This window comes from Mesorhizobium sp. Root695, from assembly GCF_001428185.1.
Lineage (GTDB): Bacteria > Pseudomonadota > Alphaproteobacteria > Rhizobiales > Rhizobiaceae > Mesorhizobium.
Genome location: NZ_LMHO01000007.1, coordinates 128,094 through 149,230, shown reverse-complemented (window position 1 = coordinate 149,230; position 21,137 = coordinate 128,094). Strand labels below are relative to the sequence as shown.

At 62.7% G+C, this 21,137-nt stretch carries 20 protein-coding genes and 1 pseudogene; 17 read left to right on the top strand and 4 right to left on the bottom strand.

Features of this window, described 5'->3' with window-relative positions:
- Nucleotides 1-8: 8 nt before the first annotated feature.
- The 15 genes and pseudogenes from lepB to ASD99_RS09370 all read left to right on the top strand — a co-directional run bounded on the left by lepB (nucleotide 9) and on the right by ASD99_RS09370 (nucleotide 14,085).
- Nucleotides 9-758: a signal peptidase I gene (lepB, locus tag ASD99_RS09435; protein WP_056581888.1), complete on the top strand. Its 750-nt coding sequence runs from the start codon at nucleotides 9-11 to the stop codon at nucleotides 756-758.
- Nucleotides 758-1,513 (top strand): ribonuclease III, encoded by a 756-nt coding sequence (gene rnc, locus ASD99_RS09430; RefSeq protein ID WP_056580471.1) that lies wholly within the window; start codon nucleotides 758-760, stop codon nucleotides 1,511-1,513. The genes lepB and rnc overlap by 1 nt, the downstream gene beginning before the upstream one ends.
- Nucleotides 1,510-2,436, top strand: a complete 927-nt coding sequence (gene era / locus ASD99_RS09425; RefSeq protein ID WP_056580467.1) for a GTPase Era — start codon at nucleotides 1,510-1,512, stop codon at nucleotides 2,434-2,436. Before rnc ends, era begins: the two co-directional genes overlap by 4 nt.
- An 88-nt stretch (nucleotides 2,437-2,524) precedes the next feature.
- Nucleotides 2,525-3,173, top strand: a pseudogene (locus tag ASD99_RS09420) (phosphotransferase).
- 623 nt (nucleotides 3,174-3,796) lie between these two features.
- Nucleotides 3,797-4,942 carry a porin gene (locus ASD99_RS09415; RefSeq protein ID WP_057143400.1) on the top strand — a complete coding sequence of 382 codons (1,146 nt, stop codon included), beginning with the start codon at nucleotides 3,797-3,799 and terminating at the stop codon, nucleotides 4,940-4,942.
- A gap of 136 nt (nucleotides 4,943-5,078) precedes the next feature.
- On the top strand, nucleotides 5,079-5,855 hold the full coding sequence (gene recO, locus ASD99_RS09410; RefSeq protein ID WP_056580460.1) for a DNA repair protein RecO: 777 nt from the start codon (nucleotides 5,079-5,081) through the stop codon (nucleotides 5,853-5,855).
- On the top strand, nucleotides 5,852-6,142 hold the full coding sequence (locus ASD99_RS34625) for a hypothetical protein (RefSeq protein WP_244482698.1): 291 nt from the start codon (nucleotides 5,852-5,854) through the stop codon (nucleotides 6,140-6,142). Before recO ends, ASD99_RS34625 begins: the two co-directional genes overlap by 4 nt.
- A complete protein-coding gene (locus ASD99_RS34620; RefSeq protein ID WP_244497679.1) occupies nucleotides 6,045-6,389 on the top strand; it encodes a hotdog domain-containing protein in 345 nt (114 codons plus the stop codon). Before ASD99_RS34625 ends, ASD99_RS34620 begins: the two co-directional genes overlap by 98 nt.
- A gap of 43 nt (nucleotides 6,390-6,432) precedes the next feature.
- Nucleotides 6,433-9,189 carry a DUF2339 domain-containing protein gene (locus ASD99_RS09400; protein WP_057143399.1) on the top strand — a complete coding sequence of 919 codons (2,757 nt, stop codon included), beginning with the start codon at nucleotides 6,433-6,435 and terminating at the stop codon, nucleotides 9,187-9,189.
- Nucleotides 9,190-9,215: 26 nt separating this feature from the next.
- Complete coding sequence (locus tag ASD99_RS09395; protein ID WP_413813926.1) at nucleotides 9,216-9,494, top strand: type II toxin-antitoxin system VapB family antitoxin; 279 nt, start codon at nucleotides 9,216-9,218, stop codon at nucleotides 9,492-9,494.
- A 223-nt stretch (nucleotides 9,495-9,717) separates the two neighbouring features.
- On the top strand, nucleotides 9,718-10,236 hold the full coding sequence (locus ASD99_RS09390) for an RNA polymerase sigma factor (protein ID WP_056580454.1): 519 nt from the start codon (nucleotides 9,718-9,720) through the stop codon (nucleotides 10,234-10,236).
- Nucleotides 10,233-11,024: an anti-sigma factor family protein gene (locus ASD99_RS09385; protein ID WP_056580450.1), complete on the top strand. Its 792-nt coding sequence runs from the start codon at nucleotides 10,233-10,235 to the stop codon at nucleotides 11,022-11,024. The genes ASD99_RS09390 and ASD99_RS09385 overlap by 4 nt, the downstream gene beginning before the upstream one ends.
- Before the next feature lie 205 nt (nucleotides 11,025-11,229).
- The gene (locus tag ASD99_RS09380; protein WP_056580442.1) at nucleotides 11,230-12,327 is read left to right on the top strand and encodes a peptidase C39 family protein; all 1,098 of its coding nucleotides are present in this window, start codon (nucleotides 11,230-11,232) and stop codon (nucleotides 12,325-12,327) included.
- A 5-nt stretch (nucleotides 12,328-12,332) separates the two neighbouring features.
- The gene (locus ASD99_RS09375; protein ID WP_056580439.1) at nucleotides 12,333-13,796 is read left to right on the top strand and encodes a RimK family protein; all 1,464 of its coding nucleotides are present in this window, start codon (nucleotides 12,333-12,335) and stop codon (nucleotides 13,794-13,796) included.
- 16 nt (nucleotides 13,797-13,812) lie between these two features.
- Entirely contained in the window at nucleotides 13,813-14,085 is a 273-nt protein-coding gene (locus ASD99_RS09370; RefSeq protein ID WP_057143425.1) for a DUF3303 domain-containing protein, read from the top strand.
- Between the two features lie 18 nt (nucleotides 14,086-14,103).
- Here ASD99_RS09370 and ASD99_RS09365 read toward each other — a convergent pair whose 3' ends face one another.
- Entirely contained in the window at nucleotides 14,104-15,012 is a 909-nt protein-coding gene (locus ASD99_RS09365) for a LysR substrate-binding domain-containing protein (protein WP_057143424.1), read from the bottom strand.
- 112 nt (nucleotides 15,013-15,124) lie between these two features.
- Here ASD99_RS09365 and ASD99_RS09360 point away from each other — a divergent pair, with 112 nt between their 5' ends.
- Nucleotides 15,125-16,015 carry a fatty acid desaturase family protein gene (locus ASD99_RS09360; RefSeq protein ID WP_057143423.1) on the top strand — a complete coding sequence of 297 codons (891 nt, stop codon included), beginning with the start codon at nucleotides 15,125-15,127 and terminating at the stop codon, nucleotides 16,013-16,015.
- Between the two features lie 11 nt (nucleotides 16,016-16,026).
- On the opposite strand, the gene ASD99_RS09355 is transcribed toward ASD99_RS09360, so the two are convergent.
- The 3 genes from ASD99_RS09355 to ASD99_RS09345 all read right to left on the bottom strand — a co-directional run bounded on the left by ASD99_RS09355 (nucleotide 16,027) and on the right by ASD99_RS09345 (nucleotide 19,727).
- Nucleotides 16,027-18,168, bottom strand: coding sequence for a putative bifunctional diguanylate cyclase/phosphodiesterase (locus ASD99_RS09355; protein ID WP_057143398.1), 2,142 nt, complete (start codon nucleotides 18,166-18,168; stop codon nucleotides 16,027-16,029).
- A 63-nt stretch (nucleotides 18,169-18,231) separates the two neighbouring features.
- Nucleotides 18,232-18,867 carry an HD family hydrolase gene (locus tag ASD99_RS09350; protein WP_056580435.1) on the bottom strand — a complete coding sequence of 212 codons (636 nt, stop codon included), beginning with the start codon at nucleotides 18,865-18,867 and terminating at the stop codon, nucleotides 18,232-18,234.
- On the bottom strand, nucleotides 18,867-19,727 hold the full coding sequence (locus ASD99_RS09345; RefSeq protein WP_057143397.1) for a YgfZ/GcvT domain-containing protein: 861 nt from the start codon (nucleotides 19,725-19,727) through the stop codon (nucleotides 18,867-18,869). The genes ASD99_RS09350 and ASD99_RS09345 overlap by 1 nt, the downstream gene beginning before the upstream one ends.
- Before the next feature lie 75 nt (nucleotides 19,728-19,802).
- On the opposite strand from ASD99_RS09345, the gene ASD99_RS09340 reads away from it, so the two are divergent.
- Nucleotides 19,803-21,134, top strand: coding sequence for a dihydroorotase (locus tag ASD99_RS09340; RefSeq protein ID WP_056580429.1), 1,332 nt, complete (start codon nucleotides 19,803-19,805; stop codon nucleotides 21,132-21,134).
- Nucleotides 21,135-21,137 lie beyond the last annotated feature (3 nt).

The following is a 21,137-nucleotide window of genomic DNA, read 5'->3' as shown; positions in this document are numbered from 1 at the left end:
AGGACGACATGAGCGTGGCTGAAAAATCCGAGAAGAAATCCGGCGGGCTTGGCGAGACCGTCAGCGTCATCGTCCAGGCGCTTTTGCTCGCCCTGGTCATCCGTACGCTGCTGTTCCAGCCCTTTTCGATCCCATCGGGATCAATGCGGCCGACGCTTCTGGAAGGCGACTATCTGTTCGTCACCAAATGGTCTTACGGCTATTCGCGCTATTCGCTGCCTTTCGGCCCCGACATTTTTTCGGGCCGCATCTGGGGCTCCGAGCCCAAGCGCGGCGACGTGGTGGTGTTCAAGTTCCCGCCTGATCCGTCTATCGACTATATCAAGCGCGTGGTCGGCCTGCCGGGCGACAAGATCCAGGTCAAGGACGGCCAGCTGTTCATCAATGGCGTCGGCGTGCCGCGCGTGAAAACCGGCCAGATCGACAATCCCGACATCACCGAGGAATCGCGCCCTATCGATGTCTATCGCGAAACCTTGCCCAACGGCGTCAGCTACGACACGCTCGACTTGAATCCGAACTCGATCGGCGACAACACGCGCGAATTCGACGTGCCGCCTGGCCACTATTTCATGATGGGCGACAACAGGGACAATTCCGCCGACAGCCGTTTCACCGTGGGCTACGTTCCCGCGGAAAATCTGGTTGGCCGCGCCAATCTTGTTTTCTTCTCGATCGCCGGCAAGGCGAGCCCGCTCGAAATCTGGAAATGGCCGTCGCTGATGCGCGCTTCGCGCCTGTTCCACTTCGTCAATTGATGGCCCTGAAGCGCCCGACAGGCGAAACACTGGCCGGTGTGGTGAAGGCCAAGACCGGTCATGTCTTCCAGGACATCCGCTTGCTTGAGACCGCCTTGACGCATTCCAGTGCGGTCAAGGCGGCCAGCAACAATCAGCGTCTCGAATTCCTTGGCGACCGCGTGCTTGGGCTTGTCGTCGCCGACATGCTTTTCGAGAAGTTTCCCGACGCGCCGGAAGGCGAAATCGCGCCACGCTTCAATGCGCTGGTCGATGCGCGGACATGCTCCGAGATCGGCATCGAAATGCAGCTCGAGGATCTGGTCCGGGCCGACGCTGCCTTGAAAATGCGGTCGCGTGGCTCGGGTGGAAACTATCTGGCGGATGCGGTCGAAGCTCTGATCGCGGCGGTTTACGTTGATGGTGGCATCGACGCCGCGCGGCGATTTGTCCTGCGTTACTGGGAACCGCGCGCGCGGACGGTCGTGGCAAAGCCGCTCAATCCGAAATCCGATTTGCAGGAATGGATTGCCAAGACCAGCGATGCGCGCCCCGAATATGTGATCGAGAAGCGCGAAGGGCCCGACCACCAGCCTGTCTTCACGGTGTCCTTGCAGGTCCGCGGCTTTGCGCCGATAAACGGCACTGGCGGTTCCCGCAGGGCTGCCGAAGAAGCGGCGGCTTCGGCATTTCTTTTGCGCGAAGGCGTCTGGGCCACCGCATCGGCCCAGAAATCGGAGGGCGCGCGGCGCCCTAATGAAGGGAGTGCGGCATGACCGCCACCGAAGAGCCGGCAACGGAAGCTGCCCTCACGCATTCCGGTTTTGTTGCCCTGATCGGCGCGCCCAATGCGGGCAAGTCGACGCTGGTCAACCAACTGGTCGGCGCCAAGGTGTCGATCGTCACCCACAAGGTGCAAACGACCCGCGCCATCGTGCGCGGCATCGCCACGCATGACAATGCGCAGATCGTTTTCGTCGACACCCCCGGCATCTTCAAGCCGAAGCGGCGGCTCGACACGGCGATGGTGACCACCGCCTGGGGCGGGGCCAAGGATGCCGATATCGTGCTGCTTTTGATCGACGCCGAGCGTGGCATCAGGGGCGACGCCGACGCCATCCTCGAACGGCTGAAGGATGTGCGCCAGCCGATGGTGCTGATCCTCAACAAGGTCGACCGGGTCAAGCACGAAGCGCTGCTGGCTTTGTCGGCGGCAGCAAACGAAAGGGTGCCGTTCAAGCGCACCTTCATGGTTTCGGCGCTGACCGGCTCCGGCTGCAAGGACGTTCTCGATTATCTGGCCGAGGCTCTGCCGGCCGGCCCCTGGTACTATCCGGAAGACCAGATCTCGGACCTGCCGATGCGCCAGCTCGCCGCCGAGATCACCCGCGAGAAGCTTTATCTCAGGCTGCATCAGGAGCTGCCTTATTCCTCGCATATCGAGACCGAGAAATGGGAAGAGAAGCCGGATGGCTCTGTGCGCATCGACCAGACCATCTATGTCGAGCGCGACAGCCAGAAGAAGATCGTTCTTGGCCACAAGGGCGAGACCATCCGCGCCATCGGCCAGGCGTCGCGCATGGAGATCGCAGGCATCCTCGAACAGAAGGTGCACCTGTTCCTGTTCGTCAAGGTGCGCGAGAACTGGGGCGACGACCCCGAGCGCTACCGCGAGATGGGGCTCGAGTTTCCGCGCTAGAGCAATTCCGGGAAAAGTGTGAAACGGTTTTCCCGGGAAAAGCGCACAGCGCTTTCCCCTGGGGATTGCGTCGAAACACCAGGGTTCCATGGTCAGCAAGCCAAACATCGACATAGCGCTTGTCAGCCGATTGGTCGCCACGCAGTTTCCCCGCTGGAAGGACCTTGCGATCAGGCCGGTTGCATCGGGCGGCTGGGACAACCGGACCTTCCATGTTCCTGGTCGCCTTGCAGCGTATCGATACTACCGGCGGACCGGCGCCGGGACAGCACAACTTCTTTCGCGGCGGACCACTCGGCGTCTACGACGGCGAAGCCTGGCAAGCGATTGCAGCCCTCGACGGCAAGATCGATACGGACGCGGCCGGTGAGGTGTGGAAGGCGGCACTTGCCGCGCCATGGCACAGTGCGCCGGTCTGGTTCCACGGTGACGTCAGTTGGGGAAATTTGTTGGTCAGGCAAGGTCGGTTGAGCGCGGTGATCGACTTCGGAGCCTCCGGCGTCGGCGATCCCTCCTGCGATCTGGCGATCGCGTGGACATTGTTTGAAGGCAAAAGCCGGGAGGCGTTTCGTGCCGGCCTTCCGGCCGATGAAGCGATGTGGGCGCGCGGTCGTGGCTGGACGCTGTGGAAGGCGCTGATCACGGTCGCCGGACAGATCGGCGACAACCCGGGTGAGGTTGAAAACTCCCGTCATGTGATCGATGAAGTGCTTGCCGATCACGCACAGCGGGCGTGAGCGCCGGGGTTGTCGCCGCTGTCCAAGCGCTAGCAACATAGGCTGGACGATCCGCCGCAACTTGCGCGCGGCCACCTCACATCGAATCGTCTTTGACGGCTGGCTGCTGTCACAATCAGCAACGCGATAGCGCTTTGGGGAGTTTCGATGGTCTCGGCAGCGTGCCGGCCGGCCTAGCCGGTGCCGTCAATGCTTCTTCGCGGCGACAGAGTGCGATTGGCGAATGGACATCATCTGGCGATGGAGGGCGGAGGCAGAAATCAGGGCATTTTTTTCGAAAACAGGTAGATTCTCCGCATCTTTGGTTGCTTTGATAGAAAGATATTGCCGCTAAAATATTATTAGCCGCGAAAGTATTGGAATATATATTTACAATATGACGTTGTACCGATTGTACCATTCCGCATATATATAAGTGTTATTTGTGCAACACAGCATTAATCTGTTCAAAGCGTCGGACTAATTTCGGAAATAGTCATTGAAGGTGGAGGATCGATGGGTATGTTCGCCCTCGAAAAGGGGGAGCAGTGCTAGCCTTTTTCGTTGTGGGGGTGAGGCGGGAAAACATTGCCGCCAGCCACAAATCCGAAGCCATTTAAAACTATGACTGGAGAGGTCAGAAAATGAACATCAAGAGCCTGCTTCTCGGCTCCGCTGCGGCACTGATCGCAGTTTCCGGTGCGCGCGCCGCCGACGCCGTCGTCGTCGCCGAGCCGGAACCCGCTGAATACGTCAAGATCTGCGACGTCTACGGCGCTGGCTACTTCTACATCCCGGGCACCGAGACCTGCCTGCGCATCGGCGGCTATGTCCGTTATGACATCGGCGTCGGCGACGCCGGCTCGTTGGATGGTGTCAACCATGTCCCGGACCACATGGACGATGGTACACATTCGACTTACTACAAGAACACCCGCTTCACGCTGAAGACCTGGACCGGTCAGGAGACCGAGCTCGGCACCCTGAAGACCTACACCGAGACCCGCTTCAACTTTGGCAACAGCTCCGGCGACTATGAAGACCAGACTCCGGCCAATAGCGATTGGCAGGGCCGCAACAAGTCTCTCTCGCTGCGTTATGCCTGGATTCAGCTCGGCGGCTTGCGCGTCGGCAAAGACGATACGGCTTTCGATACGTTCATCGGCTATGCCGGTAACGTCATCCAGGATACGCTGGTTCCGTATGGCGGGCAGGAGAGCAACGTCGTTCAGTACTACTTCGACGCAGGCAATGGATTCTCGGGGCTGGTCTCGCTCGAAGAAGGCACGGGCGCCAACACGATCGACAGCTATGTCCCGCATGTCGTCGGCGGCTTGAAGTACAAGGGCGACTGGGGTTCGATCACTGGCGTCGTCGCCTATGACAGCAACTACGAAGAAGTCGCCGGCAAGGTTCGCCTTGACGTGAAGGCAACCAACGAATTGTCGCTGTTCTTGATGGCCGGCTACGGCACGGATGACAACCTCGCCGACTTCGGCACCGGTCGCGGCTTCTACAAGCAGTGGGGCGGCAACTGGGCAGTCTGGGGCGGCGGCACCTACAAGTTCAACGACAAGACTTCGTTTAACGCCCAGGTTTCTTATGACGACTGGAAGAACCTCGGTATCGCCGCTAACGTTGCCTATACCGTTGTGCCCGGCTTTACGGTCACGGCTGAAGTCGATTACCTCAATGCTGGAAAGTTCGGCGACGCCGATTTCAGCAACTGGACCAAGGCCAACAAGAAGGGCAGCGTCGGCGGCATTCTCCGCTTCCAGCGCTCGTTCTAACGGATCGACCGACCTTACCAGCCGCCCGCAGCACATCGCTGCGGGCGGCTTTTTGTATACTGATGTGAGGTGTCGGCTTGCCGGGCACCAAACCCATCCCTTGATTTCGCCATCCAACCGGTGAAAAGCTCTGGAAATGGAATGGCGCGACGAGGGAATCATTCTCGGCACCCGCAAGCATGGCGAAACCAGCGCCATTCTCGAGGTGATGACCCGTGCGCATGGCCGTCATCTCGGCCTTGTTCGTGGCGGCCGCTCGCGCAAGCAGCAGCCTGTCCTCCAGCCGGGCAATCGTGTCGACTTGTTGTGGCGGGCGCGCCTTGACGAACATCTAGGCACGTTCCAGGCCGAGGCGATCGAGATGAATGCGGCCCGGCTGATGGACAGCGCGGTGGCCGTCTACGGGCTGCAGACCATGGCCGCGCATCTACGCCTGTTGCCCGAGCGCGACGCCCATGAAGGTCTTTACGAAACTCTTGCCGTGATGATCGTCCACCTCGACGATGCCGATGCTGCCGGCGAACTGGTGGCGCGCTTCGAACTTCTGGTGCTGGACGAACTCGGCTTTGGCCTCGATCTCAGTCAATGCGCCGCCACCGGCACGCGGCAGGACCTGGCCTATGTTTCGCCGAAGTCGGGGCGGGCGGTGTCGCGCGAAGCAGGTTTGCCATGGCGCCACAAGATGCTGGCTCTGCCGGCCTTTCTGCTGCGCGGCTCGGGCCTGCGCGCCGATGCGGCGGCGGTCGACGACGCCTTCCGGCTGACCGGCTTCTTCTTCACCCGCCACGTCTATGAGCCGCGCGGCGTCGAGCCGCCCGACGCCCGCGCCGGTTTCCTCGCCGCATTGCGCAAGCACCACGCGCGCGGCAAGGCCATCGCAGGCGAGGACGCAGCCAGAGAAATCATCACGTGAGCGAAGTCGAGCTTTATCCGGGCCGGGTCTCGCCGCTCGGCCTCGGCACAATTCCGCACGCCGACATCCTGAAATACACCGGCCTGGAGCTGCTGCAGCGCATCGTCGACGGCAAGTATCCGGCGCCGCCGATCTCCTTCCAGCTCAACTTCGCGGTGACCGGAGTGTCTGAAGGCCGCGCCGTGTTCCGTGGCGTGCCCAACGAGCGCCACCCCAACCCGCTGGGCGGCGACGCTGCTCGATTCAGCCTTGGCCTGCGCCGCGCAGGCTCTGCTCGAAAAGGGTGAGGCGTATACGACGGCGGAGTTCAAGGTAAATTTGACGCGGCCGATCACGCCGAGGACCGGCGAGGTGGTCTGCGAGGGCAAGGTTGTTCACAAAGGCTGCACGCTGGCCGTCTCGGCACCGGCGGCAAGCTGCTGGCTTTCGGCTCCGAAACATGCTCGATCTTTCCGGCCGCCAATCTGGCGGCGCGTCGAGTTTTCTGACCGTAAGTTTTCTGGTTGTTTGGCCGCCGCATTTGAGTGTCAGTGAGACTGAACGTCAGTGAAAACCGGCCTGGTTTGGGGGAACCGCCATGTTTGAGAGCCTGATCGGCCTTGTCGCCATCATCGCCTTGTTCGTCATCATTTCGCGCCAGCAGAGCCGCATCGGCCTTGTCGAACGCGAGCTTGGCGCGCTGCGCAGCCTGGTCCTTTCCGGCGCCGTGCCACCCATGGCCAAGCCGTCCGAACAGATCGCCCCCGCCGATGTGATTCCGGCCGTTGCAGCAGCGGCCGACATTCCCTCGCCAGCGACAAGCGAGCCGGTCGCCGCACCGGAGCCAGCTATGGAAGCGGAAGCCCCAATCGGCGAGGTCGTATCCGGGCCATGGGCGCAAAGCGAGGCGGCACCGAAGGCAGCGGAACCTGCAGAGCCGGCTGCCGCGGCGAGAGCCGCCCGCCAATCCGACGTCGAAACGGCACTCGGCACCCGCTGGGCGGTCTGGGTGGGCGGCATCGCGCTGGCGCTGGGCGGCCTGTTCCTGATCCGCTACACCATCGAGGCCGGCATTTTCGGTCCCGGCGTGCGGCTGACCATGGCCGGCGTGCTTGGCCTGGCGCTGGTCGCCGGCGGCGAGCTCATCCGCCGCACCGGCTTCAAAGTGCCCGTGCAAGGCATTGCCGGCGCCTATATTCCAGCGATCCTGACTGCGGCCGGTGCGTTCATCCTGTTCGGCACCGTCTATGCCGCGCATGGCATTTACGACTTCATCGGCCCGGCACTCGCCTTTACGCTACTCGGCGCCATCGGCGTGGCGACGATCGCAGCCGCCCTGGTCCATGGTCAGGCGCTGGCCGGCATCGGCCTCATCGGCGCCATGGTGACGCCGGTGCTGGTCGCCTCGCGGGCGCCCAATCCCTGGGCGCTGTTCGGCTACCTCGCGATCGTGCTCGCCGCCACCGGCGTCATCGCCCGCATGCGCGATTGGAAGTCGCTGATGGCGGCGGCCTTTTTCGGCACCGGTGTCTGGACCATCCTTTACATGACCGATGCGCCGGGAGCGAACCTCTCAGCCATCCTGTTCATCGACGCCGTCACGCTGGCCGTGCTCGCCCTTGTCTGGCTCGCTCGCCGTGGCGACGAGACCGGGCCAGCCAGGGCTTTCGACTGGCCGTCCATCGTGCCTGGCCTGTTCGTCGCATTTTCGGCGCTGGGCCTGTCGGTCGACCCGACCTTTGCCGCCGCCGGCGATGCCTTGCCGGGCGCCGTGGTGATCGCCGCAATGGTGGCCGTCGCGTTCTATCGACCGCTGGCGCTGCCGCTCCTCTATGCGGCCGGACTGGTCACGGTGCTGATCCATCTCGGCATCATCCCGCCGACCTCGATCGCTTCCGATTTTTCGGGCGGTGCCCTGGGTGTCGATGGCCTGCCCGTGGCCACGTCCAATGTGTTGACATTGCGCATCGGCATCGCACTTGGCCTGGTCTTCATCTGCGCCGGCTTCTGGGCCGCCCGCAGGTTCGCTGCCGGGACGCAGATCCGCGCGGCCTCGTGGGCAGCGTGGGGCGTCATCGTCCCGCTGGTCATCCTGCTGGCACTCTGGTTCACCTTTGGCAATCTCGACCGCGATTTCGTCTACGCCGCCGTTGCGGCACTGCTGGTCGTGGTCTTTGCCTCCGGCGGCGAGTGGATCGCACGCGGAGAAGAGCCGCCGCTCGCGGGCGGTATCGCGGTGTCGTTTGCCCTGGGCGGCGCGGCCATCGCCGGCCTGCTGCTGATGCATATGGCCTTCGATTCCGGCTGGACCACCATCCTGCTCGGTGCGGCGGCCATCGTGCCGGCGCTGGCCACGCGCTGGCGCTCCTATCCGGTGCTCGGCTGGATTTCGGTCGGCGCGGTGATGGCGGTGCTTGGCCGCGTCGCCTTCGACCCGACCATCGTCGGCGCCGAGTTCCTCTCCACGACACCGGTCTTCAACTGGCTGCTGCCGGGCTACGGCGTGCCGGCGCTTGCCTTCGGCTTTGCCGCCTGGCAGCTCGCCCGCACCACCCCCGCACTACCAATAGCTGGCAATGGCCGGCCGCGCCTCGTCATGGAAGCGGCTGCGGCGCTGTTTGTGCTGCTCACGCTCGCCATGCTGGTGCGCCACGCCATGCATGGCGGCGTCATCGACACGGGTGCCATGACGCTCGCTGAACAGGCGATCTACACGCTGATCGCCATCGGCGCCGGCGCCATCCTGGTCGCTATCGACATGCGCTCGCCAAGCTCGGTGCTGCGCTATGGTTCGATGGTCGCCGGTGTGGCCTCGGTCGCCTTCATCGTTGTCAGGCACTTCGTGGTACTGAACCCGCTTTTGTCAGACGAATCGACCGGCCAGGTCCCGGTTTTCAACCTGTTGTTCCTCGCCTATCTCCTGCCGGCGGTCGCCGTCGGCGGGCTAGCGCTCTATACGAGGGACAAGCGGCCGAAATGGTATGCGCAGATGCTGGCCGTGGTGGCTGCCGTGCTCGCCTTCGCCTATGCCACGCTGTCGGTGAGGCGCCTGTTCAAGGGCGAGTTCATTGGCCTGTGGAGCGGTCTTGGCCAGTTGGAAACCTACACCTACTCGGCGCTCTGGTTGGTCATCGGGGTGGCGCTGCTCACAGCCGGCGTTTGGCTGAAATCGCAGGTGCTGCGCATTGCCTCGGCCGCGCTGATCTCGATCGCCGTGCTGAAGGTCTTCATCTTCGACATGTCGGAGCTGGAAGGCGTGCTGCGGGCGTTGTCGTTCATCGGTCTCGGCGCCGTGCTGATCGGCATCGGCCTGTTCTACCAGCGGCTTTTGACGCGGGCGGCGAAAGAGACTTGAGGGTTTGGAGTGTCAGAATACTCAAAATGGAATATTTGAATATTCCACAGGAGATATTCGAAATGCCGCTTTGTATCCGTGATGACAAGGTGGACGCGCGCGCGACGCGACTGCAGCGCGAGACCAATGCCTCGAGCAAAACGGAAGCGGTGCGGATCGCGCTTCTGCACGAGCTTGAGCGCAACCGCGCCCGCAAACCACTGCGCGAGAGGATTGCCGGTTTCCAGGCCCAGGCAGCTGCGCTGGGGCCGTCCGATGCCAACTTCAACATGAAGGCGTTCATGGACGAGGCGTGGGAAGACTGATGTTCGTTGATGCACCGGTGATCGTTGCGGTTTTAGGCAAAGAGCCGGTATGACGCAAACCGGAGTCTCGACGATCGATAGCCGGGAATAAATCGGCACCCGCCATCGTTATCTCATTGCTTGGGTGACCGGAGCGGCAGACCGCTTCGCGCTGGCCGCTTGCGCCGCGCCCGGAAGGCGCGTTCAATCGGGATCAACAAAGGCGACCTCGAAACCAGCGGTCATGGACGAAAAGAAGGCAGCAATCCTTGGCGAAATACCGCGCCTGCGCCGCTACGCACGCTCGCTTTTGCGCGACCGCGACGCTGCCGACGATCTCGTCCAGGATTGCCTCGAGCGGGCGCTTGTGCGGCTCGACAATTGGCAGACAGGAGAAAGCCCCAGGAGGTGGCTGTTTACGATCATGCATCATTTGTTCATCGACCAGATGCGCAAGGTGAACCGTCGTGGCGAGGCGGCGATGTTGCCGCTGGAAGCCGGCGAGGCCGTCGCCCAGCCGGCCGAGCAGATGGAGAGCATCGCCTCGCGCGAGATCATCGATGCGTTGCAGGCGATCAGCCCCGACCGTCGCGCGGCCCTTGTCATGGTTGCCATCGAAGGCTTTTCATATTCCGAAGCGGCCAACATTCTGGGCGTGCCTGCCGGCACGCTGATGTCGCGCATTGCGCGCGGGCGCGAGGAATTGCGCGGACTGCTGGACGACACGGCACGTCGCCGCGCGATAAGGATCGTCGAGAAATGATCCGCCGCGACTTTTCCGAACGTGACATCCACATGGCGCTCGATGACGAGTTGCCCAGCGACGAGCGTGCCGCTTACGACGCCTGGCTCGACGCAAATCCCGAGATGAAAGCCAAGAGCGCCCGCTTCACCGCCGACCGGACGGCCTTGCGGGCGGCCTTCGCCGGCGTGCTGGATGAAGCCGTCCCGGCGCGACTGCGCAAGGTCGTGCTCGGCGAGGCGCCGGCCAAGGCAGCTGTGCCACGCTCACGCTGGTGGTTTGCCGCTGCCGCTGCGGTGCTTCTGGTCGCCGGCGGGCTTGGTGGCTACCTTGCCGGCATCGACGGCATCGGGCAGGAGGACCCTGCGGAAGATCGGCTGGCCGAGCAGGCAATCGCGGCCCATGTCATCTATGCCGCCGAAAAGCGGCATGCGGTCGAAGTGCCGGCCAGCGACAAGGATCATCTGCAGACCTGGCTGTCCAACCGGGTAGGGCTGAAGCTGGTGGCACCCGACCTGACCGCGAACGGTTTCCAACTGGTCGGCGGCCGGTTGCTTCCGGCCGGCGAGAGCAAGGCCGCGATGCTGCTGTACGAAGACGACAAGGGCGAGCGCATATCCCTCTTCGTCACGGCGGAATCGGCGGAGAATGCCAAGGGCACCTATGCATTGGCGCAGGACGGTCCCCGGGCCGTGTACTGGCTGGACAAAGGCTATGGCTGCGCCGTCGTCGGCTCGCTGCCGCGCGAGCAATTGGCCGTCGTGGCAAAGAGCGCCTATGGCCAGCTTCTGGCCGGTCTGGCCAGTTGAAAGATGCCGCTTTTGGTGGTGACGTCAGTCTGTAAATAGCGATCCTGTTCAAAGCGTTTTGCATCGCCGGACTGCGGCCGAATCTGTCACAATTCGGCCCCATTCAAGGTGCGATAGCGCTTTGTGGCCATCAGTATTTCGGCTGATGTTTTGAACGTTTTCGAGTAAGGTATTCCCACCACCAATCGAGGTTGTCGCAACCCGCATGCCTGCCGAGATCCGCACGGCCCGCGCGTCTGACGTCGATGATCTCGCCGCCATCGAGAAAGCTGTTTTCTCGAGCGACCGTATTTCCCGCCGCTCCTTCCGCCTGTTCATCGAGCGTGAAACCGCCGAGACGCTGGTCGCCGAAGTCGATGGCCGCTTGGCCGGCTATGCGATCGTGCTGTTTCGCAAGGGCAGCGGCGTGGCGCGCCTCTACTCGATTGCTACCGGTCCGTTTTTCGGTGGGCTGGGTGTTGGCCGCATGCTGCTCGGATCCGCCGAGGACGCCGCCTTCGAGCACGACCGCATGATGCTGCGTCTCGAGGTGCGCGAGGACAACAGCCGCGCGATCCGCATCTACGAACAGGCCGGCTATCGCAAGATCGGCCGTGAGCCCGGCTACTATGAGGATGGCGAGGCAGCGCTTCGCTACGAAAAGACCTTGCGCGGCGACATTCCGATCGCCACCAAGGTGCCATTCTACCAGCAGACCTGCGAATTCACCTGCGGCCCGTGTTGCCTGATGATGGCCATGGCCAATTTCGACCGCGGCTTCGTGCCGGATCCGGTCATGGAAATCCGCCTGTGGCGCGAAGCGACGACCGTCTTCATGATGTCGGGTCCCGGTGGTTGCGAACCGTTCGGCCTCGCTGTCTCGGGGTACGAGAGCGGGCTTGCGGCGGAGATCTACGTTTCCTTCTACGGCGCGCTCTTCCTGCAATCGGTGCGCAGCGAGGACAAGCGCCGGGTGATGGAACTCGCCCAGGTCGACTTTCGCCGGCGCGCGGAACTTTACGGCATCCCGGTGAATTACCGTCCGTTCACCATCGATGATATCAGGGCGGCGATCGCGGAGGGAAAACTGGTGCTGGTGCTGATCAGCGGCTTCCTGATGTTCGGCAAGAAGGTGCCGCACTGGGTGCTGGCGATCGGCGATGACGGCGACCATATCCTGATCCATGACCCCTGGGTCGAGGACGAAAGGCAGGAGACAATCCTTGATGCCGCCAACATTCCCGTGCCTTACGGCATCTTCATGAACATGGCGCAGTTCGGCCGCGACGGACTGCGTGCCGCCATCACTCTGGGAAAGCGCTGATAACAATGACCTGGGTTATTCTTACAGGCAGACAGAGCGATCTCGACCAGGTGGCGACACCACACAAGATCATCACCAACCGCGATTATCTCGCGCATCCGTCGCTGTTTCGCGGCCAGCGGCCGAAGGTCATCAACCTGTCGAACAATTACGGCTACCAGAGCCGCGGTTACTATGCCTCGCTGCTGGCAAGCTCGCGCGGCCACAAGGTGATCCCGACCGTCGAGACGATAATCGACCTGTCGGAGCGCAAGCTCTATGAGCACGCGCTGCCGGAACTGGAACTGGCGCTCAATAAATGCCGCAAGGATCTTGGCGGGGTCTTTCCGCAAAAGGTCTGCATCTTCTTCGGCATCGGCCCGTCGAAAATCTGGGACCGTTTCGCCAAGCTGTTGTTCGACTGGTTCCGCGCACCGGCGCTCGAAGTCCACATCAACGACAGCGCCGAATGGGCCTCGATCCGCAAGATCGGCTTCCATCCGCTGGCGCGGATGACCGAGGACGAAGAAAAAAGCTTCATCCAGTGCTTGGAAACCTACACCAACCGCGAGTGGCGCGACACCAAGGGCCGCACGCCGGCGCGCTACACCTTCGCCACGCTGGTCGACCCGCATGAGGAATTGCCGCCGTCCGAAATCTCGTCGCTGCGTTACTGGGCCAAGATCGCCGAGAAGATGGGCGTCGAAATCGAGCCGATCACCAAGCGGGACCTTGCCAAGCTCGCCAATTACGACGCGCTGTTCATCCGCGAGACCACCTCGATCTCCAACCACACCTATCGTTTCGCCCGCCGCGCCCAGCAGGAAGGCATGCCGGTCATCGACGATCCGCTGTCGATGATCCGCTGCACCAACAAGGTCTATCTCAACGAACTGATGGCCTACAACAAGGTCCCCGTGCCGCCGACGGTGATGATCGCCGGCACCTCGGACCTCGAACTGGCGGCGCAGACACTGGGCTTTCCGCTGGTGCTGAAGATCCCGGATTCGTCATTCTCGCGCGGCGTCAAGAAATGCGCCAACTTCGAGGAACTGAAGACGCTCGCCACCGAATGGCTGGAGGATTCGGACCTTCTGATCGCGCAGAAATTCATTCCGACCGAATATGACTGGCGCGTCGGCGTGCTCGGCGGCCAGCCGCTGTTTGCCGTGCACTATCTGATGGCCAAGAAGCACTGGCAGATCGTCAACCACAAGGCCAACGGCAAGCCCGACCAGGGCGGCATCAAGACCTTCACGCTGAAGGAAACGCCCGCGCATGTCGTCGAGACGGCGGTGAAGGCGGCGCGCTGCATCGGTGACGGGCTCTATGGCGTCGACCTCAAGGAGACCAAGGACGGTGTCTTCGTCATCGAGGTCAACGACAATCCCAACCTCGACCATGGCTGGGAGGATTCCGGCGAGAAGGACGAGGTCTGGGTGCGGCTGACGCAGTGGTTCCTGGAGCGGCTGGACCGGCCGGGGCGGTAATTTGATCGGGGAAAAGATGCTGTTCATCGTGATCGAGGATTTTACCGGCTGCGATCGTAAGGAGATCTACCGCCGCTTTCGCGACCGGGGTCGCCTGAAGCCGGACGAGCTTCTCGTGCATCACAGCTGGATCGCGGCGGACATGAGCCGCTGTTTCCTGCTGGTGGAGGCCGATGACGTCACGCTGCTGCAGCGCTGGGTCATCGAATGGGCGGATCTGGTGGAATTCGAGATCGTTCCCGTGGCAACAAACAAGGACATGGCAGAGGCATTGAGCGGGCACCTCTGACCATCGCCGCCTGTCAGGTCAACGGAGTACCGGCGAGCTCACTGCGCGCCGGCATTCGTCGATCAGCCACTCGCGGAACGCCGCCACTACATCGCGCCTCGCGCTGCGCTCCGGGATCGTCAGGCAATAGGGCTGGCGCAGCTCCAGCACCCGGGTGACGGGCCGGACAAGCCGGCCGTCTACCAGCGCCGCGGCACAGTAGATCCCTTGCGCCAGCGCCACGCCCAATCCCGAAATGGCAAGGTCGAGTGCTGCGCGCGATGAGTTGGCCGAGAGGCCGCGTTGCGCTGCCCGGCCGGGCTCGATGCCGGCCGCCTCGAACCAGTTGTGCCAGGACGGAAAGGACGCACCAGTCGGTCCCCAGCCGGTGTGGATGAGCGGCAGGCTGGCGAGGCCTTCGGGTATCGTGTCGGCCAGCTCGGGCGCACTCACGGGATAGACTGCATCCCGGACGATATCCTCGGTCGGGTGCTCGCGATAATGCGGGCCATAAGTGAGCCTGATGTTGATCAGCTCACGGTCGAACGGCACCGGGTCGTCGTCGCCTCTGAGCGATATGTCGGCGGCGCCATGGCTTGCGACAAAACCGGCGAGACGCTGCGAAAGCCAACCCATGGCCATGGATGGCGGTACCGATACCACCAGGCGCGGGCGGAATGCATCGCCGCCAAGTTCGCGCGAGACGCTGCCGATCTCCTGGAAGGCCATGGTCAACCTCGGCAGCATCTCAACGCCGGCCTCGGTGAGGACGACGCGCCGGTTGACGCGGTGGAACAGCTTGCGGCCCATCTGCTCCTCGACGGTGCGGATGAGCTGGCTGATGGCAGCGGCCGATACCGAAAGCTCTTCCGCCGCCGCGGCAAAGCTGCCTGCACGCGCCGCGGCCTCGAAGGCCTGAAGTCCTTTGAGAGATGGAAGTGTGGCCATGATCATTGGATAGATAAGCTCAGCTTATCAAAATTGCAGAAATCGTCGTTTTTGGAAAGTTTTTTCATGGACTACGGTGGATTTCATCAAATCCAAGCCTGGATCGAAGCCCGTGGATCATCGCGACGTAATTTCATCGTTGACGCAGGAAGAGCGCAACCGCCTGACCGCCAAATCGGACGTCGCGGGCCTCGTTCAGCTTGCCGCTCATTGGGGGGCGATCGTGATCATCGGATCGCTGATCGCCGCCAAGGTGCCGTTCTGGCCGCTGCTGATGCTGCCGCAAGGCATCCTCATCGTGTTCCTGTTCACGCTGCTGCACGAGACGGTTCATCGTACGGCTTTCGAAACGCAATGGCTGAACGATGCCGTGGCACGGGTGTGCAGCCTGGCGATCGCGCTGCCGGCGGACTGGTTTCGCTACTTCCACTTCGCCCATCATCGATACACGCAGGACCCGCAGAACGACCCGGAGCTGGCATTCGCCAAACCGGAGACATGGCGGCAATATCTCGCTCATGTCTCTGGTATCCCGTTGTGGTGGGGGCACCTCAAAACGCTTTATGGCAATGCTATGGACCGCGGCCGGGAAAGCTACGTTCCGCCAAAAGGCCACGACAAGGTCCGCATCGAGGCGCGCGCCATGATTGCCTTTTATGCCGTGCTCATTCTGCTGGCCGTTTATTTCCGGCTCTCCGTGCTACTCTACATCTGGATCCTGCCCGCGCTGTTGGGACAGCCGTTTCTGCGGCTCTATCTCTTGGCCGAGCACGGCCGTTGTCCGTTCGTCGCCAACATGCTGGAGAACACCAGGACCACGCTGACCAACTGGCTGGTCCGCAAGCTGGCATGGAACATGCCATTCCATGCCGAGCATCATGCCTATCCCGGTGTGCCGTTTCATCAACTGCCGCGGTTTCATGCGCTGATCGAGCGGCATTTGAAGGTGGTCGAGCCGGGCTATGTCAGCTCCCACGGCAAATATATCGACACCCTGCGTTGACGATGGCGACCTCAGCCGGTCTGGCTGTGCAACGCACGAGATTTCAACAGACGCTGAATATTGGCCGCATTCGACGGCACGCCGATCAGGTAGCCCTGCGCCTCGGTACAGCCATTGCCGCGCAGGATGTCGAGCTGCGCCTCGGTCTCGACACCCTCGGCGGTGACAGTGATGCCAAGCTCGGCGCCCAGCCCGATGACGGTGCGAACGATCGCCGCTGTGTCGCGATTGCCCAGGTCGTGGATGAACGAACGGTCGATCTTGATCTTGTCGACGGGAAAACGCCTGAGATAACCGAGCGAGGAATAGCCGGTGCCGAAATCATCCAGCGCAATGCGGATGCCGAGTTCGCGCAACTGACGCAGCGTCTTCAGCACAGTCTCACTCTCGTCCATCAGCACGGTTTCGGTGATTTCCAGCTCCAGCCGGCCGGCTGGCACACCGGAGAAGGCTAGCGCCGAGATGACGCTGCGGGCGAAACTGCCACTTTTGAGCTGCACGGCCGAGACATTGACCGCAATGCGCAGGCAGGCAGGCCAGCTTGCCGCCGCCGTGCAGGCTTTCCTCAGCGCCCACTCGCCAAGCGGCACGATCAGCCCGGTTTCCTCGGCGACCGCGATGAAGTCGTCCGGCGCCACCGTGCCGCGCTCTGGCGAATGCCAGCGCATCAAGGCTTCCGCGCCGACGATCTCGCCGGAGGCGATGTTCATGATGGGCTGGAAATCCAGATCGAATTCCTGGCGCGGCAGCGCTGCCTCGAGATCGATCTCGAGCGCGCGCCGTTCCCGCACCATGGCGTCCATTCCAGGCTCGAAGAAGCGGTACAGGTTGCGCCCTTCGCTCTTCGCCCGATAGAGCGCCGTATCGGCGTTTTTCAGCAGCGTATCGGCGTCGCCGCCATCGTCGGGGAAAACGGCGATGCCCAGGCTGATGCCGACATGCATGTCGCGGCTCTTGTCGCGAAACGGTCTTGCGATCGCCTCGATGATACGCTTCGCCAGTTTTTCGGCATCGGCAATGCCCTTGAAATTGAACTGTATGATGACGAATTCGTCGCCGCCGAAGCGAGCGACGACGTCCGTTTCACCGCGCAGGCAACGCTGCAGCCGCTCGGCCACGCCCTTCAACAGCCAGTCGCCGGCCGGATGTCCCCAGGTGTCGTTGACCACCTTGAAGCGATCGAGATCGAGCGAGAAAATTGCCAATGGCGTGGCCGCCGTGTCCTCCAGCGCAAGGTCGAGCCGTTCGCGAAACATCGAGCGGTTGGGCAGTCCGGTCAGCATATCGTGATGCGCAAGATGGGTCATGCGCTCTTCGGTACGGCGGCGCTCGGTAACATCGTCAAAGGTCGCCACCCAACCGCCGCCGCTCATCGGCTGGCGTGTGACCAGAACCGTCCTGCCGTCGGTAAGATGCCGATACGCCGAATGCATTTTTGCCGCCACCAGGCAGGCTTCGGTTTTGGCGACTTCACTGTCGACATCAATCCTCGAATAGATGCCGAGTTCCAGCAATCGTTCGAGCGCGTCGCGGTGCGTCGTTCCAAGCGGGAGGTCCTCCGCGGTGACGTTGTAGAGTTCCAGAAAACGCCCGTTGCGCACGATCATCTTGCCGTCGGCATCGTACATCAGCAAGCCTTGCGACATGTTGGCGAGTGCTGCGTCGAAGCGTCGGTGCTGTTCCTTGAGATCCTGTTGGGCGCGTCTCTGTTCGGTAATGTCCTCGTAGATCGAAACCCAGCCGCCCAGAGCAAGCGGGCGATGCGAGATGTTGATGATGCGGCCGTCCGACAGCGTCTCCTCGTAGGTCGAGGGTTTCGCCTGGTCGATATAGGGCTTGCGAATGGCGTAGAGTTCGTCGGCGGTTTGTGAGGCGATGCCGATGTCGACGCTGTGCCGCAGAATGTCGAGGAACCGGATCCCGGGCCGTATCATCTCGGCGTCGAGACAGAAGATGTTGATGTAGTTGCCGTTGCAGATGATCATCCGCTCGTCGGCGTCGAACATGCACAGGCCATGCGACATGTTCTCGACAGCGGCCGAAAAGCGTTCATTCTGTTCGCGCAGTTCGTCTTCCATATGGCGCGAGCGCCCCATGCCTTCGGCCTCCCGTTCCGGGATGACCGAACCATCCTTGGCATCAGCGACGGGCATGAGGCGCCTGCGGATCGTGATCGAACACCGCACTGTTGCCCGTTCCGGTTAATTTAGCGTTTTTCAGCCGATTGCGGGTGCCGAAATCTGATGCCGCGACGTCTCGATCGCGGAAAACCGCTTCAGGAACGCATTCTGCGCCCAGGTCACCGAGCGTGGCGTGAAATCGAAGCGGTCGGCATTGAAGCCGCGCGGACGGCCGAAGAACTCGGTCGCCTCGGCGGTCGAAAAGCCGGCGAGCAGCGTTGCCTCGAAGTAAGCGGCGATCTGGTCGGCGCGCTTGATCTCCTTGCGCAGCGCAGCGGATGGTTCCGGCGGCAACGAGAAGCGCGAATGGATGGCGCGCTGCAGTCGCAATTCACAGTCCTTGTAGCTGCCTCCCATCACCGATTTGAACGGCGAGATCATGTCGCCGATGACATATTCGGGAGCGTCGTGCAGCAGCGCCGCCAGCCTGGCGTCGGCCGAAGCCTCGGGCACCAGGTCGCAGAACAGCCCCTCGACCAGCAGCGAGTGCTGGGCGACCGAAAAGGCATGTTCGCCGCTGGTCTGGCCGTTCCAGCGGGCAACGCGGGCGAGCCCATGCGCAATGTCTGAAATCTCGATATCGAGCGGCGAGGGGTCGAGCAGGTCGAGCCGGCGGCCCGACAGCATGCGCTGCCAGGCGCGTGCCGGCGCGCCGACGCGGTCGGCGGCCATCAGGTCTCCTCCGCGCTGACGGCTTCCTGCGGGAAGCCGAATTTCGCCCAGACCGGGATGGCGAGTGAAACAGCGGCGTGCCCGGCCATGATCGGCTGGCCGGCGTCGAGCGCCGCTTTGACCCGGTCGATGCGAGCAATGGCCAGACCGGTCGTGCCGACGGTCGACCCGAGCGTGCCCACCGGCCGTCCTGCAACGGTCAGCTCGGTGCCCGGTGCGGGCAGGGGCCTGTCGGCCGATGCAATCAGCACGCGCCGCCTGGCCGTGCCGCGATGCTGCATGCGCGAGACGACTTCCTGGCCGACATAGCAGCCCTTCTTGAAGCCGACGCCGCCGGTTTCGTCCAGCAGCACATCATGGGGGAAGGCGTCTCCGAGTTGATAGTCGCTGCCGCTTTCGGCAATGCCGCCGGCAATGCGGAAGGCTTGCCATGCGGCAAGATCGCTGCGCTCATCCGTTTCGCAATAGGAACGCGTGACGGCACCCTTCGGAAAGCGCGTGTCGGCGGCCGTCGTTGAATCGGATTGTGAGGGTGTTGATTCATGTCCCCACGCGACGATGACAAACGCCTGATCTGCCTTGGTAATCTCGACCTTGGCACGCAGTTTGTAGAGCGTCAGCCGGCGTACGAAATCGTCCGATATGGCGGCCCGGCATTCCAGCCGGAATGCATTCTCACCGTCGCGCGAGATCAGGAAATCGAACAGGATCTTGCCTTGCGGCGTCAGCAGTGCACCGGGCTTGGCTTCGCCCGGAGCCAGGATGTCGAGATCGGTGGTCAGGATGTTCTGCAGAAAATGCTCGGCATCCGGGCCTGACACGGAGATGAGGGCGCGGTCTTTGAGCTGGGCAAAGGGCATGGGCGGAAAAGCAACCTGATCTTGCAAAACGGTCGGCCTTTACGTAAGCGGCTGGCACTCCCCCCGCAAGAGAGCATGGCCATGATCTACGACCTCATCCTGACAGGCGGCACAGTGGTCAACCATGACGGTGAAGGGGCTCGCGACATCGGCGTGAAGGACGGGCGCATCGCTGCCATCGGCGATCTCCGCCAGGCCTCGGCCGGTGAGACGGTCGACTGCCGCGGCCTGCATATCCTGCCAGGTGTCATCGATAGCCAGGTGCACTTTCGCGAGCCGGGCCTGGAGCACAAGGAAGACCTGGAAACGGGTTCGCGCGCGGCCGTGCTTGGCGGCGTCACAGCCGTGTTCGAGATGCCCAACACCAATCCTTTGACCACCAGCGAGGCAGCGCTTGCCGACAAGGTTCGGCGCGGCACGGATCGCATGCATTGCGATTTTGCCTTCTGGGTCGGCGGCACCCGCGAAAACGCCGGGGATGTCGGCGAGTTTGAGCGGTTGCCGGGCGCGGCCGGGATCAAGGTTTTCATGGGCTCGTCCACCGGTGATCTGCTGGTCGAGGATGACGAGGGCGTGGCATCGATCCTCCGGAATACGCGCCGCCGCGCCGCCTTTCATTCGGAAGACGAATTCCGGCTGCGCGAGCGTCTTGGCGAACGCATCGTGGGCGATCCTTCATCGCACCCGGTCTGGCGCGACGAGATCGCCGCCTTGCGCTGCACCGAACGGCTGGTGCGCATCGCTCGGCAAGTTCGCGCCCGCATCCATGTCCTGCACATCTCGACCGCCGAGGAGATTTTGTTCCTCGAACAGCACAAGGATGTCGCGACCTGCGAGGCGACGCCGCATCATTTGACGCTGAGCGCCGACGACTATGCGCGGCTTGGCACGCTGATCCAGATGAACCCGCCAGTGCGCGCCGCGCGCCATCGCGACGGTGTCTGGCACGGCATTGCGCAAGGCATCGTCGATGTGCTCGGTTCCGACCACGCGCCGCACACGCTGGCTGAGAAGGCAAAGCCCTATCCGGCCTCGCCGTCGGGGATGACCGGCGTGCAGACGCTGGTGCCGATCATGCTCGACCACGTCAATGCCGGACGGCTGACCTTACAGCGCTTTGTCGACCTGTCGAGCCACGGCCCGCAACGCATCTTCGGCATGGCGAGAAAGGGCCGCATCGCCGCCGGCTACGACGCCGATTTCACCATCGTCGATATGAAACGGCGCCAGACCATCACCAATGCGCAGGCTGGCTCGAAAGCCGGCTGGACGCCTTATGACGGGAGAGAAGTGACCGGCTGGCCAATCGGCACCGTCATTCGCGGCCGTCGCGTTATGTGGGAAGGCGAGATCGCCACGCCAAGCCAGGGCAAGGCGGTGGAGTTTTCCGAGGCCCTTGTCGTCTAGATT

What these genes read in the sequence shown, in the direction of transcription:
- lepB (WP_056581888.1), top strand. Translation starts at nt 9, where the DNA reads ATGAGCGTGGCTGAAAAATCCGAGAAGAAATCCGGCGGGCTTGGCGAG.
- rnc (WP_056580471.1), top strand. Translation starts at nt 758, where the DNA reads ATGGCCCTGAAGCGCCCGACAGGCGAAACACTGGCCGGTGTGGTGAAG.
- era (WP_056580467.1), top strand. Translation starts at nt 1,510, where the DNA reads ATGACCGCCACCGAAGAGCCGGCAACGGAAGCTGCCCTCACGCATTCC.
- ASD99_RS09415 (WP_057143400.1), top strand. Translation starts at nt 3,797, where the DNA reads ATGAACATCAAGAGCCTGCTTCTCGGCTCCGCTGCGGCACTGATCGCA.
- recO (WP_056580460.1), top strand. Translation starts at nt 5,079, where the DNA reads ATGGAATGGCGCGACGAGGGAATCATTCTCGGCACCCGCAAGCATGGC.
- ASD99_RS09400 (WP_057143399.1), top strand. Translation starts at nt 6,433, where the DNA reads ATGTTTGAGAGCCTGATCGGCCTTGTCGCCATCATCGCCTTGTTCGTC.
- ASD99_RS09395 (WP_413813926.1), top strand. Translation starts at nt 9,216, where the DNA reads ATGGAATATTTGAATATTCCACAGGAGATATTCGAAATGCCGCTTTGT.
- ASD99_RS09390 (WP_056580454.1), top strand. Translation starts at nt 9,718, where the DNA reads ATGGACGAAAAGAAGGCAGCAATCCTTGGCGAAATACCGCGCCTGCGC.
- ASD99_RS09385 (WP_056580450.1), top strand. Translation starts at nt 10,233, where the DNA reads ATGATCCGCCGCGACTTTTCCGAACGTGACATCCACATGGCGCTCGAT.
- ASD99_RS09380 (WP_056580442.1), top strand. Translation starts at nt 11,230, where the DNA reads ATGCCTGCCGAGATCCGCACGGCCCGCGCGTCTGACGTCGATGATCTC.
- ASD99_RS09375 (WP_056580439.1), top strand. Translation starts at nt 12,333, where the DNA reads ATGACCTGGGTTATTCTTACAGGCAGACAGAGCGATCTCGACCAGGTG.
- ASD99_RS09370 (WP_057143425.1), top strand. Translation starts at nt 13,813, where the DNA reads ATGCTGTTCATCGTGATCGAGGATTTTACCGGCTGCGATCGTAAGGAG.
- ASD99_RS09365 (WP_057143424.1), bottom strand. Translation starts at nt 15,012, where the DNA reads ATGGCCACACTTCCATCTCTCAAAGGACTTCAGGCCTTCGAGGCCGCG.
- ASD99_RS09355 (WP_057143398.1), bottom strand. Translation starts at nt 18,168, where the DNA reads ATGCCCGTCGCTGATGCCAAGGATGGTTCGGTCATCCCGGAACGGGAG.
- ASD99_RS09350 (WP_056580435.1), bottom strand. Translation starts at nt 18,867, where the DNA reads ATGGCCGCCGACCGCGTCGGCGCGCCGGCACGCGCCTGGCAGCGCATG.
- ASD99_RS09345 (WP_057143397.1), bottom strand. Translation starts at nt 19,727, where the DNA reads ATGCCCTTTGCCCAGCTCAAAGACCGCGCCCTCATCTCCGTGTCAGGC.
- ASD99_RS09340 (WP_056580429.1), top strand. Translation starts at nt 19,803, where the DNA reads ATGGCCATGATCTACGACCTCATCCTGACAGGCGGCACAGTGGTCAAC.